1 protein-coding gene is annotated in these 918 nt (G+C 70.9%); it reads left to right on the top strand.

All coding sequences use genetic code 11. From position 1 onward, the window contains the following. Nucleotides 1-10: 10 nt before the first annotated feature. Nucleotides 11-918, top strand: a 908-nt coding sequence (locus tag MKK64_RS00395) for an acetamidase/formamidase family protein (RefSeq protein ID WP_147860483.1), incomplete at its 3' end; no start/stop codon positions are given.

Raw genomic sequence — 918 nt, 5'->3', positions numbered from 1 at the left:
AGGAGCGCACATGCCGACGCATCACGAGATCCCGGCCACCCCCGACAAGATGGTGCTCGGCTACTTCGACGCCGCGCTGCCGCCGGTGCTCGAGATCGCGTCCGGGGACACGGTCACCCTCCATTCCTTCCCCGCCGGCGGACGCGAGTCGCTGCATCCCGATCCCGCGCGGGTCTCGGCCGAGCACCTCGCGGTGCTCGATCAATGCGTCCCCGGCCCCGGGCCGCACTTCGTCACCGGGCCGGTCCATGTCCGCGGTGCCGAGCCGGGCGACGTGCTGCAGGTCGAGATCCTGGATCAGGCGTTCCGGCAGGATTGGGGCTTCGTCTCGATCCTGCCCCTGCTCGGGACCTTGCCCGACGAGTTCACCGAGTACGAGACCATCCACCCCGACATCGACGTCGCGCGCGGCGTCTGCGTGCTGCCCTGGGGAACCGAGCTGCCGCTCGACCCGTTCTTCGGCATCCTCGGCACGGCGCCGCCCGCCGCCTGGGGCCGCGTCGGCACAGCGGTGCCGCGCGGCTTCGGCGGCAACATGGACAACAAGGAGCTGAAGGTCGGCTCGACCCTCTACCTGCCGGTCTACAACCCGGGCGCCGGCTTCTACGCCGGCGACGGGCACGGCGTGCAGGGCGACGGCGAGGTCTGCATCACGGCGCTGGAGACCGGCCTCACCGGCACCTTCCGCCTGACCGTGCGCAAGGACCTCGGCTACGAGTGGCCGTTCGCCGAGACGCCCACCGACCTGATGACGATCGGCCTGCACGAGAGCCTCGACGAGGCGATGCGGCAGGCGGTGCGCGAGATGGTGCGCCACGTCTGCGCCCGCACCGGGCTGACCCGCAACCAGGCCTACATGCTGTGCTCGCTCGCCGGAAACCTGCGCATCACCCAGACGGTCGACGGCAACAAGGGCGT

It is taken from the genome of Methylobacterium sp. E-025 (genome assembly GCF_022829705.1).
GTDB lineage: Bacteria > Pseudomonadota > Alphaproteobacteria > Rhizobiales > Beijerinckiaceae > Methylobacterium.
This window is presented reverse-complemented; position numbering and strand designations above follow the sequence as displayed.